At 35.7% G+C, this 19,276-nt stretch carries 12 protein-coding genes and 1 pseudogene; 3 read left to right on the top strand and 10 right to left on the bottom strand.

The window, feature by feature from the left end:
• The 5 genes from BSF42_RS21975 to BSF42_RS21955 all read right to left on the bottom strand — a co-directional run.
• A partial coding sequence (locus BSF42_RS21975) for a hypothetical protein (protein WP_141248496.1) occupies nt 1-2,426 on the bottom strand: 2,426 nt, incomplete at its 3' end.
• Between the two features lie 486 nt (nt 2,427-2,912).
• Nucleotides 2,913-3,374 (bottom strand): PepSY-like domain-containing protein, encoded by a 462-nt coding sequence (locus BSF42_RS21970; RefSeq protein WP_095955245.1) that lies wholly within the window; start codon nt 3,372-3,374, stop codon nt 2,913-2,915.
• A gap of 54 nt (nt 3,375-3,428) precedes the next feature.
• Entirely contained in the window at nt 3,429-5,660 is a 2,232-nt protein-coding gene (locus BSF42_RS21965) for an OmpA family protein (protein ID WP_095955244.1), read from the bottom strand.
• A 19-nt stretch (nt 5,661-5,679) separates the two neighbouring features.
• On the bottom strand, nt 5,680-6,609 hold the full coding sequence (locus BSF42_RS21960; protein WP_095955243.1) for a type IX secretion system membrane protein PorP/SprF: 930 nt from the start codon (nt 6,607-6,609) through the stop codon (nt 5,680-5,682).
• 453 nt (nt 6,610-7,062) lie between these two features.
• On the bottom strand, nt 7,063-7,563 hold the full coding sequence (locus tag BSF42_RS21955; RefSeq protein WP_095955242.1) for a hypothetical protein: 501 nt from the start codon (nt 7,561-7,563) through the stop codon (nt 7,063-7,065).
• Nucleotides 7,564-7,836: 273 nt separating this feature from the next.
• Between BSF42_RS21955 and BSF42_RS21950 the strand changes: the two genes are divergently transcribed.
• Nucleotides 7,837-8,817, top strand: a complete 981-nt coding sequence (locus tag BSF42_RS21950; RefSeq protein WP_095955241.1) for a helix-turn-helix transcriptional regulator — start codon at nt 7,837-7,839, stop codon at nt 8,815-8,817.
• Nucleotides 8,817-9,839, top strand: coding sequence for a helix-turn-helix transcriptional regulator (locus tag BSF42_RS21945; RefSeq protein WP_095955240.1), 1,023 nt, complete (start codon nt 8,817-8,819; stop codon nt 9,837-9,839). Before BSF42_RS21950 ends, BSF42_RS21945 begins: the two co-directional genes overlap by 1 nt.
• A 78-nt stretch (nt 9,840-9,917) precedes the next feature.
• Here BSF42_RS21945 and BSF42_RS21940 read toward each other — a convergent pair whose 3' ends face one another.
• From BSF42_RS21940 to BSF42_RS21920, 5 genes are all read right to left on the bottom strand, one after another.
• Complete coding sequence (locus BSF42_RS21940) at nt 9,918-10,712, bottom strand: MBL fold metallo-hydrolase (protein ID WP_095955239.1); 795 nt, start codon at nt 10,710-10,712, stop codon at nt 9,918-9,920.
• A gap of 833 nt (nt 10,713-11,545) precedes the next feature.
• Nucleotides 11,546-11,932, bottom strand: coding sequence for a hypothetical protein (locus BSF42_RS21935; protein ID WP_095955238.1), 387 nt, complete (start codon nt 11,930-11,932; stop codon nt 11,546-11,548).
• 241 nt (nt 11,933-12,173) lie between these two features.
• Nucleotides 12,174-13,154 carry an AraC family transcriptional regulator gene (locus BSF42_RS21930; RefSeq protein WP_095955237.1) on the bottom strand — a complete coding sequence of 327 codons (981 nt, stop codon included), beginning with the start codon at nt 13,152-13,154 and terminating at the stop codon, nt 12,174-12,176.
• Nucleotides 13,154-14,137 (bottom strand): helix-turn-helix transcriptional regulator, encoded by a 984-nt coding sequence (locus BSF42_RS21925; RefSeq protein WP_095955236.1) that lies wholly within the window; start codon nt 14,135-14,137, stop codon nt 13,154-13,156. The genes BSF42_RS21930 and BSF42_RS21925 overlap by 1 nt, the downstream gene beginning before the upstream one ends.
• Nucleotides 14,138-14,515: 378 nt before the next feature.
• Complete coding sequence (locus tag BSF42_RS21920; protein ID WP_095955235.1) at nt 14,516-15,115, bottom strand: murein L,D-transpeptidase catalytic domain-containing protein; 600 nt, start codon at nt 15,113-15,115, stop codon at nt 14,516-14,518.
• A gap of 1,544 nt (nt 15,116-16,659) precedes the next feature.
• Here BSF42_RS21920 and BSF42_RS21915 point away from each other — a divergent pair.
• Nucleotides 16,660-19,276 (top strand): annotated as a pseudogene (locus BSF42_RS21915) (hypothetical protein); the annotation flags it as partial.

Here is a 19,276-nt window from a genome sequence, read left to right as displayed (position 1 = left end):
AGATCTTCCCCAAAGGAAAGTAACTTCGCATCAAAGACAGGGGGAGTAATTTTATCGATAGTAATGGTTTCATCCAAGGCAATTTCGCATCCTGAGACAGTAACTTTTGTTAGATGATAAGTGCCCAAAGGAGCCGGCGCGGTCATCAAAGTATACGGACTGCTGCTCAGGGTCACTGCCGCCTGTGGCACTCCATCCACTTCATATTCTATTATATAAGGCCCTGCAGCACTGCTTGAAAATTCGATAACAACTCCGGAACCTGTTCCCAGACAAAAATCTTCCCCATAGGAAAGTAACTTCGCATCAAAGACAGGAGGAGTAATTTTATCGATAGTAATGGTTTCATCCAAGGCAATTTCACATCCTGCTCCTGAAACTTTTGTTAGATGATAAGTGCCCAAAGGAGCTGGCGCGGTCATTAAAGTATTAGGACTGCTGCTCAGGGTTACTAAAGGTTGTATTACACCGTCAATTTCATACTCTAATTTATAAGGACCTGCAAAATTACTTGTAAATTCAACTTCGATACCTGATCCCGTTCCAAGACAAAGATCTTCTCCATAGGAAAGTAACTTCGCATCAAAGACAGAATCAACGAACCAATCAATAATAATAGTTTCATCCAATGCGAGATCACAACCTGCGGCAGAAATTTTTGTTAAATGATAAGTTCCCAGAGGAGCTGGTGCCGTCATTAAAATATACGGACTGCTGTTTACGGATGCCGTATAAGTAACCCCCTCATTTTCATACTCCAAAAGATAGGGACCTGCAGTATTACTTGTTATTTCAACCTGAATACCAGGCAAAATTCCGTCACACGGATTGCCATAGGTCGACAATTTAGCAGCTGCAGCAAATCCGTATTTAACTGCAATAGGTTCACATACCACTTCTCCAGCACTAACATTATCCCGTACTGCAGTTAGCGCATATGTCCCTTCTTCTACCGGTGTGATAGTATAGGGGTTTTGTGAAGTTGTAATTTCCGCAAAAATAACTTCCGGGCTTGCATCTGTTCTTTTATAAGAAAAAGTATAAGGAGCTTTTCCAGAGAAAAAAAACTTTAGGGATAAGTCTTCTCCACATTTTGCATCATAACCTTCCATTCTTGCAGTAGGAGCAAAACAGCTGTTGGCCCCCGATCCCCCATATACCTCTGCTAAACCTTTTTTGGGATCAAAAGCAGGCAGATTAATAACAATTGCCTCTATTACTTCTGACATCTGATAGCGGAAAGAAATAGCAGTTCCTCCATTAATAGAATCAAAAATGGGTTTGATCGCTGCTATAAAAGCTTTTTCTTCTACCCCGAAAGAAGTGTAAAAGAGTACTATTTTTTTTATATATTCCTCTACTTCCTCCCACGTAAAGGCTGCATCATAAAATTCTCGAAAACTATGAGCGGACTGGTCTTTTACACCAAACACAGCGGCATCTGCCCAATTGATTTCCGAGACCTTATTATCTAATACTTTTGTCAGCCTGTTTATCTGTTCCGCATAAAGCCGGTTTGCAGCATTTGGCGTTCCCGGAGAAATTCGATCCATTAGATTTTCCGCTTCAAGTGCAGCGGTACGATCAGTACTAAAAATCTCTTCAAAAGAATTGTGGTTCATTCCCTGATTGTATGCCATACCAATTGTTTTAACAGCGGCATATGGATCCTTGGCATTTTTGAAAAATTCTATTGGATTCCAGCATTTCACATACTGCCAATACGCTATGTTTCTATAATCATGGTACGCTTTAACAATAGATTGGAATTCAAAACTGGATCCTATTGCTGGATCACCTGTAAAATCATCCTTGCTTATCTGAGGAATAAAACAAGGATAATTTGTATCCAGTTCCACCCAGCTGCCTCCCATTTCCTGTTGAAAATAACCTACTGCTACAGCACCGCTTTTATCATAACAAAAAATTGGATTATCAGTGTCGTGGCTTGGATAGCGACTGGTTACCCAGCCTGGGGCGATAAGCTTACTTCCTTCACATCCGGCATTGGATTCCTGAATTGCGGTCGCAAAATATTCGTTAATACTCATGATGTCAAACCCTACAAGGTTTGTTAGTAAGGAATGTGATACTGCCATGCTGATTGCCCAGCTTTTTCTGTTATCTGGTATATACACCTGAAGCGGTGACTTCCAAGCATAAACATTCCCTTCTCCAATTTTGATCTCATGCCCTGTCGGCCCAGCAGATTTTACTGTACAGACTTCGGTGAAATTCCGCTCACACTCAAAATTTTCATGAGCAGGGGGCGTATAACAGGTAATCCCATTGATAAGCACCCCATTTAAGGTACCTGTATCAGGGGGGAACATTCCCATTTCGTAATCTATTGTAAGGCTGAACACTGTAGTTCCTACCGGAAGTGCCGCGCCCCATGTTGTTTTCCGCAGCTCCACAATTCCCATGTCCCCATTTTGTATCACGTCCAGGCCAGACCACATTACTGCATTCGAAACTCCTCTCCAATCAAAAATAAAATTATAATCCGCTATGGGAGCAGCCGTATTATTATAAACTTTAAAATCGAGAACAATCGTATTTCCATACTTAGCAGTCATACAAAATTCATAGCTCACCTGTGCGTAGACACTGCTTAATGGGGCTATTAATAACACTAAAAGGATTTTTACTTTGTATAAATTCATAAATTATTTTTCAATATTACAGGGTGCCAAAAGAGTATGCAAAGAAAACTGACTAACAGACCCCGATAGATCATAATAATATAAGAACAGGACATTTTTACAGCCCTGGTTAATCCTGCTGACAGATACTATCGAAAGGGATTCTAAACAAAAAACCTGTCCAGCGAACTGAACAGGTTTAAAATCAAAAATCAAAAAAAAATTGCCTTTTTTACATCCTTTAAAAAATAGAATGTTACTACCTCACTACCTATCAATACCTAGAAAATTCCCCTGAAGGTCGAATATCAGTTCAACTCTATTGGAAAGTTCAATCTCAGTAGTCCCTCGTTCATTATCAATGGAGGTGACAAAGAAATTTTTATAATTTGCCATAAGATATGCCTGAATTGGCTCAGAAACGAACTCCATCGGAACAGCCTGGCCGTAACCCTCGATGTCTACCATGTTACCCTGTACATCAAAATCTATCTCAAAACCATTTGAAAGCCTTACTTCGTACACCGTTCCATCAGATTCTGGTCTGTGCTCTTTTTTTATTAAAACATAGGTTACGTTCGGAAAATGCGCTTTTACAAATACATCTGTAACTGCAGGCAGTTCTGAAGCACCAATTACCGTTTCCTTATCATCATCATTATTACAGGACACTGCTGCTAAAGATAAAAATGCTGCCGCTGCAATACCTGATAAAAATTTCTTCTTCATGATTATTATATTTAAAATTTAATTATTATTCTTTTTTTTAAACAGTGCTGTTCTTTATTTACTTCTATTGACATGTACTATAAAATCCGTACGTCTATTAGCACCATGCTCTGTTTCGCTGCAACGCACACCATTACTGCAAGCATTCAGCAGCCGTGTTTCTCCATAACCTTCACCACTTATTCTATGATTTGAAATTTCGCCAACCTGTAAAATGTAATCAATAATGGTCTGGGCCCTGTTCTTTGACAGCTTAAAATTGAATTCATCCCTTCCTCTACTATCGGTATGACACTGGATTTCTACAGATAAGCCTGGATTTTTCTTTAAAACATTGATTACTTTATCCAATTCAGCAATTGTTGACTTCCGTACGCTATGACCGCCATAATCAAAGTACAGGGCTGATATTTTTAGAATTTTGGCAAGATTGTCGCCTTCCTGCAGATCAAATACTTCTCCATCAACAACAACAGACATCTCCCTAAACATTTTAACTTCTAGTTCTTTTCTTTCTAAACTGCCTGCAGCTTGAATCGTTGACTTTTTAATTTGATAATTTTCCTTTGCAGTTACAAAGCTATATTGCTGATACGGTGGTAACTCTGTGAAAAAATTACCCGATTGATCTGTAATTAATGATGCAACGATTTGCTCTGCCTGATTATATACTTTTACTTGTACTCCTTCAATAGGCTGATCGGTTGTAGTATCTTTTATAGTTCCAAAATATTGAGCATTCACTTTAAAAGGAAACACAATCGGTGTGGTTTCTTCAAATTTATATATGGCATCTTCTGAGGCTTCATTATCGCGATCAGAGGAAAAATACCCTTTTTTAGAGACCCCATCAATCACATAACCAAAATCATCACTTTTCGAGTTTATTGGTTCTCCTGCATTTACTACCACATAATTACCTTTGGGATCTTTGGCAGCTGCAAAAATATCCAGCCCCCCAAATCCGGGATGACCATCTGAAGCAAAATATAAAATTCCGTTACTGTCCATAAAAGGAAACGTCTCACGACCAGAGGTATTAATATTCTCTCCCAGCGCATCAGCTTTAAAATCAAACCCTCCTCTCTCTTTTCTTTTTACAACATAAATATCGGTGTCATTGATCGGCTTATTTCTATTAGAGACAAAATATAAAAAATCGTCATCTGGACTCAATGCCGGATGAGCCGATGAACTTCCTTTCATATTTAAAGGAAAAGGCAGCTCGGTTACATCCACCCACTTATTGTTTTTTTTCCTTGCCCTAAAGAGTTTAAGCTGACTTATTTCTTTTTTATTATCAATTCTCTTGCTTATATCTGCTCTTTCCCATAGCGTTTGTTCTGCCTGATCGAAAGAAGGTACCAACCGGGTAAAATACATCGTCATGCCATCTTTTGTTATCGCAGGGGTGCTCTCACTGTATCGAGTATTGACTTCTCCAGAAAGTTCTTCTTCGTTTTCCAGCATTCCATTTTCCCTAATATTTGCAGCGTATAATTTTGCAAAAGATTTCATATGCCATTTATTTCTATGCTTTTTACTTCCATCATTATCTGATTTTGCATATATAACTTGCGTGTAGGGGCGTAGTTGCTCTGCTTTCACCACAGAACTTAAAGATCTTTTTTTTGTTTTTTGCGTCAAATCTTGCTTTGTTGCCATTTTATAACCATCGGATGATCGGCGTTGATCTGCATTTTCTTTCAATATTTTTATTTTTTCTGCTTTTTTATCATTTTTGCCATTGGTCATTTTCTTGTAGGCTTCTTCATTAGGAACTAACCTTACTCCATAACCTAAAAAAGGTGCATTGATACCAGCAGACCCTACCGCTGCATATCTCCCTGACTGCATTTCAATTTCAATTTCAACTGCAGTTGCAGAAGATCCCGATTGATGAACTTCAGCTCTCATTCCCGTTTTTGCATAATACTGCTTAAATACCGCGCGTGATTCTTTCTCTCTGCCGCCAGCCCTTAAACTGACAGCATATCTAAAATCATATTCTGGTGCAATCTCACTATCTTTTTCCACTAATTTATCATACCAAAGAAGCGCATTGGCATAGTCTGCATTAAAAAAAAAAGTATCTCCCAAACGTGCATAAACTACTGTCGAATCACAGCCTTTTGCAATTAACTGTGTATATAATTTTCGTGCTTCCACAAAAGACATTTCTTCATATTTTGTATTTGCCTTTTTTAAAATTTTAGTACTCTTTTGTGAAAAAGCCATCACAAAGCTCAGGCAAAGTATTGCAACAAATATTTTATTTTTTCCCATTACTAGTTCGCTTACTTTATTAGAAAAATCTAGGAGACATCATTCTTGAACTTGAGCTTTTGAATATTTCAAATCTTAAGAAAATTTCGTGAGATCCAGAATTATAACTTGCCAGTTTATTGGTCTCTGCATCATAGGCATAACCTACAGCAAATGAATCACTCACTTGAAAACCAGCCATCGCACTCAAGGCCCCACTCCAGCGGTAGGCCAGACCTGCTGTAAATTTTTCATTGTACAAAAAGTTAGCCGAGACATCCACTTGAAGAGGTGCTCCTGGTGTCATTTTCATTAATAATGAAGGCTTGAATTTTAAATTGTAGTCCAGGTCCATAACATATCCTGCCATTAAATAATAGTGCATATGCTCTGTTACCATAAAATTATTGCCCTCATCACTTGCACCTTTATCATAATGGCTTACCTCTAACATACTAGGAACAGACAATCCCACATAAGCGTTATCCTTATACAAATAGAGTCCGGCTCCAATATTTGGAACAAACTTATTATCTATATTGTATTGGAATCTGGGATCTGAAGGATCGTAAATATTTAACTTTGTAAAATCGACACTTAATAAACTTGCAGATCCTTTTAGTCCAAAAGCAAACTTGTAATCATCACCCAAATTAATGGTATAGGATATATTGGCCGCTATATCATTCTCGAGAGAGGGGCCTATTTGATCATTTCCAATGGTTACTCCCAATCCTAAACCTCGATCACCGATGGGACTGTGCAGGGAAAAATTATTGGTTGTCGGTGCTCCGTCTACTCCAATCCATTGCGTTCTGTGCATACCAAAAATACTGATTACACCACGCGAACCTGCATAGGCTGGATTTATACTCATTGTATTATACATATACTGTGTAAACTGAGGATCTTGCTGCGCCCAAGTTGTAGTATATAATAATATTGTCAATATTATCAATCTTACTTTCATACTTTCTAGCTCTAAATTAGGGTGCAAAGGGACACAAAAATTAATACACAGTAAGTTATAAAAATATCATTCTAGGACATCTTTAAGCAAAATCTAACACCTTGGTGCGTTAAAACAGTACCACACCTATACTCTAAGCTGCATTTATCAAACATTTGTATATTTAAAAGTTTTTTACAAGTAGTTCATAGATATTGCAAAGAAATTATAACAAGAAATGCCATAAAATCTATTATTATAAATTTTATGACAGAATGCCGGCAGCAGCTATTTTCAAGAAATAAAAATAACAGCACAATAAAACTTTAAGCCGTTTGATTGCAAGCATTTTAACTACATAAAAACGTCATCATGTGCCCATAAATAGAAAAAACTTAATGCCGGAATAATCCGGCATTAAGAGTAAAAACAAAATCAACTTAATTAAACCACTTATGAAAACATCTTATTCCTCTACAATTTTTCTACCCCTACGGTATTATAGGTACGATCCATTACTGGAGCTTCACCCTGTAAACTAGTTACTTCAAAAATATCTGATCCATCCTTTGCCCATCCCCCTAAAAGATTGCTTTTGCTATCGTACAGGTCAGCAGAGAAAATCGTAAGGTCAGTACCGCTTTTAAAGGTTAATTCTTTTTGATCGATTGTACTGATTTTGGTTCTGCTTCCTTTTACCAAAAGTGAAGCTTCATGCGCTATTTTAGGTCCAACACTATCATTACTTACAGTATATTTAATTTTTACTGTTTGCGCTTTAGTCAGATCTACTTTCGATCCCGCTACTTTTTGTGCATCAGAGCTATCGATAAAAATCAATCGAACAGTTGTAGTGGCATTGGACAAAGGAGTTTCCATATCAGGAGAATCATCTTTAGTGCAGGCGGTGAATCCAGCTGCTATTGATAAAACCAAGAACAGGCTGCTTAGCATTTTTTTTGTGTACCCTTTCATATTTTTTTTTATTTATTAATTTATTGAAACAAACTTAGCTTCAATTAATCACTAACAATACCAACTTGTGAGCTAAAAATATCACATGAAGACCAACTTTCAGTTTATGGGGGCCTTGGACTGGGCGGCGTTGTGAAAATTCTATATCTTTATGAAATGCATTATTCAAATAAGGATAAAATATAATGTAAGCATCAATTCGACAAGATAAAAAAACACTACACTAACCTGTAATACGCCCTAAATATTATTCAAGGAATATAGATACTGTATATGAAAGAGGTAATTCATCAATTTGGCGTGGAAATGCACTGGGCAACTGCTATGGCAAAAGCTATGGATGGATGGGTAGAAGGAAATCATATTATTGTCCCATCCCAAGTCCATATTGGAACCCGCTACGTACTAGCAGTCAATCGTGACATTACTGTGATGTTAGCAGATGTAACTTATAATCAAGACGTACATTTCAAGCTTCGAAATTCCAATAATGATTTTGTAGGCATCTATTTTAATCTTACCGAAGGAGATTCTACTCATATTGCCCATAATGATAAACTGCCTATGGGAAAATGGAATTACAATCTTGCCATTGTTGACAGCTGTGTTGATCTTGATTATATTGTAAAGACAGGAACCAAAACCTACAATATCTGCATCTTTGTAAAAAAAATGCTGCTCAAGGAATATCTGAAAAGCTCCGGCCGCTTTATAGCAGCGTTAAACAATATTTTCGATCCTGAAAAAAACACGATATTTCATTATAATATCATGAGCAGTAATAGTTTTCAATTGATCAATGAATTCCGAAAAGCAGTCATCAATCCGCTGTATTTTGATTTATTCCTAACTGCTGTTACCTACAACCTGCTGGGAGAATATATAGATGAGTTAGTTAAAAAGGACATTGTTATCGGCAAACTTAACAGTTCTGATTTCAGCAATATTATTATATCTCAAGAATTCCTTATAAGTAGTATTAAAGATTCCTTTCCAGGAATAAAAATCCTTTCAGAGAATGCCTGTATGTCAGAAACGAAATATAAAAAACTCTATAAAAAAATTACAGGACTTACTCCTTATGAATTCTACATAAACAATAAATTAGAAGCAGCGCGAGATTTATTAATCTCGGGAAAATACAACATTGCTGAAATAGCTAATGAGTTAAATTTTCCAACAGCATCAAATTTAACACAACTATTTAAACAATACTTTAAGGTTTTGCCTAAAGATTATAAGTCGCAAATTTAATGGAAACAGAAAATAATAAAAAAACAATACAATTTTCTCATACCGTCACAATGGATACAGACTGGAGAGACGATTTTATCAAAAAACTCGGCGCAGTGTTTATTAACCCGTGCCAGCTGGCATTTCCAAAAGATATAGCAGGCGGATGCTCGTATTTTACGGAGGTAATGCCTGGATTAAAGGTGTTAGTTCTCGATTTTACTTTTCATAAACTTATCGAATTTACTAAAATTGCATCCTCAGGAGATTTTTGTATCGCATATTACGATATAAGTGATGAAATTAGTATCCATAAAGTCAACAATACCAAACACACCGTGGGCTATCATTCCAAGCTGGGTATGGGAATAGTTGATGCTTCTTTAAGCAGTACTTATATTCCAACGGTTTCAGAACGAATGTACTCTTTTCGACTGCTGATTTCCAAAGATCTAATACGAAAGCATCTAGGCAGTAAAATCCCTGATTCTATTATTGAAAAGACTTTTACTAAAAAAAATACTTTTTATTTTTACAGCCACATTGACAGCCGTACAAGAGTACTTCTATTAAAATTAAAGGAACGAAGATTTGAAGACACTTCCTATGAATTATTTGTAAAAGGAGCAGCATTACAGGCTTTCGGAAGTCTTATTGAACGAATTGGTGAAAGCAAATTTGTAGTGGGTAAATTATCCGACCTGGATGTGCAACGAATCATCCGCACTCAGGAATATCTTATGACGGAACTGCTAGAAAAATTTCCCGGAATGGATGTACTATCTGAGATGGCAGGAATGTCAGCATCTAAATACATGCGTTTATTCAGGAAAATATTTAAAACTAGTCCTAAAAGTTTTTTCTTAAAAGAAAAATCATTACTTGCCCTGGAGTTGGTGAAAAGCGGTCGTTATAACACAATATCTGAAGTTGCTTTCGAACTTGGCTACAGTAAATCAGACTATTTTGCTGCAGTTTATAAAAACCGTTTTGGGCACCCGCCTAATAAAGATTTTGTTTCAATAAAATATCCAGATTCTTAGTCTCAGATGCAGCAGTTTTTAATTTCCTTGCTTTAAAAAGTATTTGGCAGTCATCACCATACTTTCTTCTTGTCACATTCACATAACCATATCCATTGTATAATCTAATAATTCTGGACCTCCTAATTTCCCGTGCCCGGGGATTACTTTTTTTAGATCTGGATATTTCTTTCTAATCGCGGAAATTGCTTCCAACCATGCTTTTTTATTTATGTAATCCATACTTTCTTTTTTCGTTCCTAATGCTTTAATCAAGCATCCTCCAAAAATCACCTTATCCTCCGGGAAATATACCACTATACTACCACTGCTTTGACCCTTTATTAAATACTCAATAAAAACTTTCTTTTTACCAACATTCAGCACAAGATTATCTTTAAAACCCTGCATTGGCACAACTAATTTATTATCTGATGCTAATTTTATCGTTTGAGTACTGGCATACGAATTCACTCCATACCTATGAAAAACAGCTAAACCTCCCAAAGCATCACTATGCCAGTCTGTTGCCACTATTGCTTTAATCATCCAGTTCATATGATCTGTTAAATAATCAAGCAATTCTACAGAACTTTGATCGCTTGCAGGGGTATCAAATATTACTGCTTCACCTTCACTGACAACGATCATCCCATTGCAGGAAACTTTACCTGCATCATGAGTCTGCAAAAAGGAGGTATGTTCATAAATATTGGTGGACACTTTACGAATTATCATGTTATCGGACTGATAAAGAATCGGAAGATCTTTATTGGTCGAGTTTTTATTTGTTGTTGCTTTTATTACTTGCTTATCTTCAATATCTGACTTCTTTGCACAGAAAGTAAGCAATTGACAAAACAAAACAACACTTATTATATTTAACTTCTTCATTATACTGCGCTCCGTTGGAGCCTTATAAAAGTTTATGTCGGCAGATCTATAAGCGTGATCACATTTTTATTCTTTATGGCTTCTAAATAAAAGATGCAGTAAAAAAGTCATAAACTGCACTTTCTCTTACTTAATTCACAAAATTAAAAACAAGACAGCAGTATAACCTATCACTTAAAAAACAAACTGTATTAACATTAAATAAACCCTGCTTCTTCAACTTATTTTTTCTTTTTTAGAATTTTTATTTTAAAAAAAAATGTTTTATGATAGAGGCTTCATCATATAGTATGGATTATACTACTATTGCAAAATGTCGTTTTACATTAAGAAAGCATTATCCTCAGGAAAAGAGATATCACCTTTAGTTTAATTTGCAAACCATACTTTTACACCAGAATATTATATCCAATAATGCTACAAGCAAAAAATAAATTATTTTCATATCTTTTTTTTTAAATTTAAATTATACTGCAAAGAGACACAATAATTATAACACTATAAGTCAATTAATTGTTTAAATAGGACATTTGTTTAGAACGCTCCAAACATTACCCGATACCATTAAAATTACATACGGATCTAATTATGTACAGCTATGAAATAAGACAGCAAAAGTTTATATCCCGGTGAAGAATAATGAATTAAAACGTAAGTCTTTAAGCTTATTCCAATACTCGTTCGTTTCTTTTGGGAAATAACCTTTATATCTATCTAAAGTCTGGTGGATTGAGAATAAAAGATTACTATATTTTTCAGATCGAATCCCTGCCTTTTAATACATACGCTGCGGTGTTTTTTTTGTGAGAAAATAAACTTACCAAACATTAAATTTAGAATGCAAACCAATATGCGAAAGAATTATAATTTTGCGAATAGAATCTGTAATAATCTAAATGCGCTGTCCATTCTATTATTTGATTACCAGTCAAACTGTCAACCAATACTCCCTGCTTATTACTTTCAAGCATCATTGCATCAAACGCTTTTTTACCCAGCGAGTCCTTAGGAAAAATTAATGTATTCTCGGAAATACTATACGAGACTCTGCGAACCAATAATTGCTCTGAAGGGTAAGAAATGGATAAAACAGTGTTTTTTACAGCTTTATGCTGTTTGTCTTTTTTTATTATTTCTCGAGCTCCATTATTAAACTCATTTCCACATGAGCAAAGCAGTTCAACAAACAAAATAAAACCTATTACATTTATTTTCTTCATATTTTTTTTTAATATAGGTTACAGATTATCTTTTACGCTTAGCTGCTATGCATTGTAATGCCGCTTCTATAATTAACTTCATGTACACTAAAAATGGGATCTGCTTATAAATAACCAGTGTAGGAATATCACATGCTGCGGTTAAGTACTTATATTAAAACCATAAGCAGCAATAATAGGTTGAACGTGTAAAAAACTAATGAATTAAATGGAATTTTTCCAAACAGATACAACTATACTATTAAAGATACAAATCTTCTATAGGTTTTCTTCCGAACTGCATAAAGTATTTCGAAGTAAAATAATTCGTTTTTTTATAGCTCAAATACTTGTGAACATCCTTGACATTCTCGAACTCCCCACTTTGAAGCAGTTGGTTTGCTAGAATCATTTTCTCTCTTATAAAAAAGTTGTTTGGTGTATCAATAAACATCTTTTTGAAAAGTGATTTGTATTTCGTAATTGACATCCCCGCCATATCTGCTAAATGAGGAATCCCCGGAAATTCATTCAGTAAATTATCCAGCAGATATTTGTTAGTTTGCTGCAGTGCTTGAATTTCACGATCGGTTATATGATACTCCATTTTAGAAAGATTGGAATATCTATCGATAAACTTTGCCAAAAGCCTGAGTGCTATTCCTCTTAAATGAATATCAAAACCCGGATCATACACTGTTTTATTTTTAAGGTCATGCATAATGAGTTTGCTTTCGCTGTCAATATGATCGTTGAAAAACAGTACTTTTTTTCCTTTTTTAGATTTTCTAAGACCTTTACTGCCAATTGGAAAATTTAATAATTCTTTGGAGACTATTAACCGCATGGTGTAAACTCTTTTTCCTATTACTGGCTGAAAACTATTCTCAAATGCATTATCTAGCATTAATAAGCCTAAATTAGCCTTGTAACCAATTTTATATTTTTCATCATTTATGTGAATGAGATTCATTTCATCACTAAAATCTAAATGAATGACGTACAAATCATCCTCTCCTTTAAATCTATTGATGAGAATGGATTCCTTAAACATAAAGTCAATGATAGCAACTGAAAGACCTGGAATTACATCTGTATAGAAAGAATTTCCTTCAGCTATATCATTCTGCATCGTTAAAAGCTGATTGTTAGGCCTCTCTGCCCCAACCTTAGCGACGAGCTGTTCAGCAAACTGGTTGTACCAATCAGATTTTAAAGCATAAATATGATTCACTTCAATCATTAGGGCAGTTGTTTAATAAAGTCTTTAGGCGACATTCCGAAAAAAGATTTGAACTTAACAGTAAAATAAGAATTGCTTGTAAAGCTCAGCTTATTGGAAATTTCCATGATATTGAATTGTCTATCTATTAAAAGTCGTTTTGCTTCTATTAATTTATTGTTTAAAAAAAAAGAATTGGGAGTAAGTCCAGTAAGCTTTTTAAACAAACTTTTATACTTAGTGGGAGACATGCGGCACTGCTGCGCAAGAACTTCAATACCTGGAAAAAATTTATCTATATTTTCAATTAAATACGTTTGAGACTGCAAAATCGCATTTAAATCAGCTTCATTAATCGTATCAATTACGATTTCTTCCAAAGTCATTTTCTCGATATAGTCCGCGATAAGGCACTGAACCGCTCCCCGTAAATGAAGATCGAAAGACGGCCCACCTACTTCCTTCGTACGCAGATTCATCAAAAGATGATAACTGTCATTACTCATTCTTGTGAATTTGGCTATTGTATTTAACTGTGGATTAAGAATATCATCTGCGCGATCCTTTAATGAGGGATTGTTCTTAAAATATTCTTTAATTAGTTCTTTCTTGACAAATATGCAGAGCTCAAAAGTCTCAGTGCCTGCCTTAACAATATAATCCGATTGTAAGGTGCTGTCTATAAAACTTAAATTATTACTCCATTGCCCGATATCATTTGCCGCGTTATTTAATATGGTGGAAGCTTCTCCTACCGTTAAGTTGTAGTAAATAGCTACAAAATCATCTTTATCATGCACTCGTCTTAAATGAATATCCGAATGGTACACCACATCAACAAATAATACAGAAATACCAAAACCACAATTTAAGAAATATGTTTGTCCCGTCATAAGGAGCTTTGGGACAATTATAAAATTTCCTTCGACCTTTCCCTCATGATGCGAAGCAAATGACTCAACCCAATCGAGTTCAACACCAAAGCTATGTGTGATTTTTTTCATAAAATCATTTATAATTTATCTGTTTACTGAATTGAAAAATAATCTGCAACTGACCACTATTCTGTGCTCCTAAAAAGCAGATTCCTCAAAATGCATCAAAACTGCCAGTTAACTGCCTTACAGTAATCATATACGAAATAACCTATAGCAAATTACAATTTAATTTTTAAAAAAGATCAAAATCAATTATTAAATGTTACTGCTGATCTATATTAAACCATAGTAGTTACGGATAAAAATTTCAATCTACAACAGCAGACATCTGGTAATTCCCCTGATTTAATTCTAAAAGCAGAATGAATTTACTCCTATTTAACATCAAGGATTCAAAATAAAACAGAACTCTAAATTATTGCGCACCGAATAGCAGACCCCTGATCAATAATAAATATCTAAAATTATATTTTCTTTAGAGGCGTCAATAATTTTTGACAATTTTTTAAAAAAAAGTTCATTAATCATTGGGCATCCCTGACTATTTACTATATAATGATCTTGTTCCTCAAACGGAACAGCTGAATAATGATGCAAAACTATGCTTCTTATATATGCATTACTATTACTTTGCTCCAATCCATGGAGTCGATAAGCTTTCCCAAATTTTCCATTGTAGTGCTTGCCTATATAGTATTTACCTAGTGAGGAAGCTCTTGAATCTCGAACATTGCTAAATTTTAAATTTCCCCTCACTGCAGTTTCTGAACCGGAGCCGTGAGCAACCATTCCTTGATCTAAAATTACATTTCTCTTAAGATCGTACACAAAAAACCTGTTTTTTCCTGATTTAATTTTCATATCGATGAAAAATGCGATCTGCGTATTATATTTTTTCTCTTTTACTATCATTTTTTGCACTTCACTTAACCTGCAGTTTAACCTTTCAGCTTCTGATTCCGTAACTGCTTCTTTACTTGGTTTAATTCCAGGAAAAAAAATACTCAATGGCATCATCAATAATATAAAACAAAACACTTTCATAAATTTGTCTTTAAATACTTATCTCAGCCTAATGTATTAATTCCAGTATTGCTAATTCGCCCTATTCCAAAAATCAATGAACATCGACAAGATAACAGCAGATGAATACAAGCTGAATTTTAAAAATAATTTTAAGGCAAAATAAAATTATTCACTGGTTGCAATATGTCTAAAAAGTATTAAAATAAGACATTTTTACAGCCCAGTAAATGTTATCTCCAGAGAAGCATTTCATAACTATTTTCACCTGAGCAGATTCTACATTTTAACGGGAATGATTAAATCTTGCAAACCGGAAAATCAATTTTCAATTTGTATTACAAAATCTTTTACTATGCGGCAGACCTTATGATATAATATTTTATAATTCCACCCAAATATAGCCGACGAAGTCACAGCAATGCCGTCAAGCCCCCTTTAATTTATTTTTAAACCTAAATTTCAAAGATGAGTTATATTTTTTATCAGATTTACAGATACTCCTAAAAAACTATTCATGGACAATGATAAAACAAGAGATTATAATTTATATTTTTTGATACTGAAGTAATTTATAAAATAAAAAACAAAACAGGCTTAGGTTCAAATATAGACAAACAAAGAATAAAAAAAATAAAAAAAAGAGGTTGTCCTTTTTCAGACAACCTCTACATAATTGGTTTGAGACCGTTTTTCAAAAAGCTCCTCAAGTAGTCACAACTTTTAAAAAAAAGTGACAACATTTAAAACTCTTTGAGTATTTATCTCAAAAAGCCTCTTCCATACAACAAATATCAACATGCTGTTGGAAGACAGAGAGTTTAATTTTCCAAAAACAAATTATAATCCTAAGAACGTATTTTGCACTTTAAAAAATGTAATTTCGTAAAATATACATTTTGAGAAAGCTTTTCAAAAAAAAATGATGTACCAGTGCAAAAAGTAATCTTTTTAGTTCAGGTCTTTTCCACCAATCAATCATATTATATGATAAATATTAAAATAGTTCTTTAATGTCTCCTATAGAATCTCTACTGATTCTTAATTTAAAAAGAAAATAAAATGGTCAATTAACCTGACAATTAGTAAGGCATTATAAATTAATTTCCCTGCAAAATAAAACCATCATCCACACATGATAAGTCTTCAAAATATAAGTTTAAGACAGCCTCTAAATTTACCCACAATTCAAAGTTTAAAAATTAGTTTTTAGGTTTAACCTGCTTCCTATTTACAGCACGTCTGATTTAGCGGTTCAAAAATTTGTCAATCACGAGTTGTAATAAAATTTGGATTTTCTGTATGAATAAAATCTCTAATAAATTATTTTTCCAATTCCATTTCGCTAATTTTTGCTAGGTTATCTAAGACTTGAATATGAAGGCTTGTAATTTTAACAAGTAAGTTCGAATTACAACAAGATCAACCAAATCCTAAAAAAACAAAACACACACAAAACACTGAAATCGAGCAAATTAAAAACAAATAAACTATAATTTATAAAATAAAAAACTTAACTTTAAACTTCTTATTGTAAATATTTTATCAAAAATAAATTTTATAGTATGGATTTTAAAACTTTACCCTTTCGCCGTTTATACTTTTCAATACTTTTTTTATTTACCACAAATATATTTTCCCAATGTTTTGAAATTCAAAGTATACTTGTAGATGCCTGCAACGGCACTGCAGAAGGACTTAATGAAATGGCCCGTTTCAAAGTTGGAGGTGCTCCCTTAAATATAAATACTTTAACTGTTGTCTGGCCGAATAATTCTTGGCAGGGGGTTGTTCAAAATAGCACAACAGCCTCTGTAGTTGCACAGTTAAATAACGATATTTTAAATGCAGGTGGCTGCGGTCAGATACTGGAACCTCCAGGAGGTATAATTCCTGCAGATGCGACAGCTATTCTCGTAACGAGTTATAATATGAATACATCTGCAAACTCATTTGGTCCTTTATCAGAAATAGTTTATATGATATTTCAGAATGCTGTTAACCCGATAGGACATTTTTCCAACTATACTAATGTACCACCGCATAATAGAACATTTTCGATGACTTTTGGGACTGGATGCTCAGATTCGGTTGTTTATGATAAATCATTATTAATAAGACAGAACGGTACAGCTGGTGCTGAAGATGGTGCTGCTGTAGATTTTTCACCGGTAGGAACTGCTGCGTATGCAAACTTTGGATGTAAAGCTCCAACACCTCCTTTTACAGTTGATGCAGGACCTGTAAATTTGAATGTTTGTGCAGGAGCAACAATTTCGTTAAATGGTACTGCAGTAGGACAACAGTCTCTCCTATGGTCGTCACCTTCGGGAGTTTTTTCTTCAGCTACTACAGCCTCAACTAATTATAACATACCGCCTGAAGCTGGAGGAACAACGATTGTACTTACATTAGAAGCTACAAATAACTGCGGACTAAAAATTACAGATGCTATTAATCTATCTGTAGTAGCAAACACAACACCGGATTTTGCGACAACCCTTACTTTATGTGCCCTTGATACTACTCCTACTTTAGCGGCAACATCGCCTAACGGGATCTCAGGAACGTGGAGCCCGGTCGTTATCAGCACAGCAGCAAACGGAAGTTATATTTTTACACCTGATGCAGCGCAATGCGCCACGCCAGTAAATTTAGCTGTTAGCATAACACCTGAAACAATACCTGATTTTGCAACAACACTAAATTTATGTAGTACCGATATAGCCCCTGTCCTAGCGGCAACATCCCCAAACGGAATCTCAGGAACCTGGAGCCCGGCTGTTATCAGCACAGCAGCAAACGGAAATTATATTTTTACACCTGATGCAGGTCAATGCGCATCTGCCGTGACTTTAGCCGTGACTATAACACCTGAAACAATACCAAATTTTGCCACGTCCCTTACTTTATGTAGTACCGATACAGTCCCGGTTTTAGCGGCAACATCGCCGAACGGAATTACGGGAACCTGGAGCCCGGCCGTTATCAGCACAGCAGCAAACGGAAGTTATATTTTTACACCTGATGCAGGTCAATGCGCTTCTGCCGTGACTTTAGCCGTTACCATAACGCCAGAAACAGTGCCGAACTTTGCTGCAACACTAAATTTATGTAGTACCGATACGGCTCCTGCTCTAGCGGCAACATCACCTAACGGGATTTCAGGAACGTGGAATCCTGCGGTAGTCAGTACAGCAGCAAACGGAAGTTATATTTTTACACCTGATGCAGGTCAATGCGCATCTGCCGTGACTTTAGCCGTTACCATAACGCCAGAAACAATACCAAATTTTGCTGCAACACTAAATTTATGTAGTACCGATACGGCTCCTGCTCTAGCGGCAACATCACCTAACGGGATTTCAGGAACGTGGAATCCTGCGGTAGTCAGTACAGCAGCAAACGGAAGTTATATTTTTACACCTGATGCAGGTCAATGCGCATCTGCCGTGACTTTAGCCGTTACCATAACGCCTGAAACAATACCAAATTTTGCTGCAACACTAAATTTATGTAGTACCGATACGGCTCCTGCTCTAGCGGCAACATCACCTAACGGGATTTCAGGAACGTGGAATCCTGCGGTAGTCAGTACAGCAGCAAACGGAAGTTATATTTTTACACCTGATGCAGGTCAATGCGCCTCTGCCGTGACTTTAGCCGTTACCATAACACCTGAAACAATACCAAATTTTGCTGCAACACTAAATTTATGTAGTACCGATACGGCTCCTGCTCTAGCGGCAACATCGCCGAACGGAATTACGGGAACCTGGAGCCCGGCCGTTATCAGCACAGCAGCAAACGGAAGTTATATTTTTACACCTGATGCAGGTCAATGCGCTTCTGCCGTGACTTTAGCCGTTACCATAACGCCAGAAACAATACCAAATTTTGCCACGTCCCTTACTTTATGTAGTACCGATACAGTCCCGGTTTTAGCGGCAACATCTCCAAATGGAATTACGGGAAGCTGGAGCCCGGCGCTTATCAGCACAACAGCAGACGGAAATTATACTTTCACGCCAACTGCCGGTCAATGCGCCTCTGCCGTGACTTTAGCCGTGACTATAACTCCTGAAACAATACCAAATTTTGCCACGTCCCTTACTTTATGTAGTACCGATACAGCCCCGGTTTTAGCGGCAACGTCTCCAAATGGAATTACGGGAACCTGGA

Origin of the sequence: Flavobacterium sp. ACN6 (assembly GCF_002304005.1) — a bacterium.
Classification (GTDB): domain Bacteria; phylum Bacteroidota; class Bacteroidia; order Flavobacteriales; family Flavobacteriaceae; genus Flavobacterium.
This window is presented reverse-complemented; position numbering and strand designations above follow the sequence as displayed.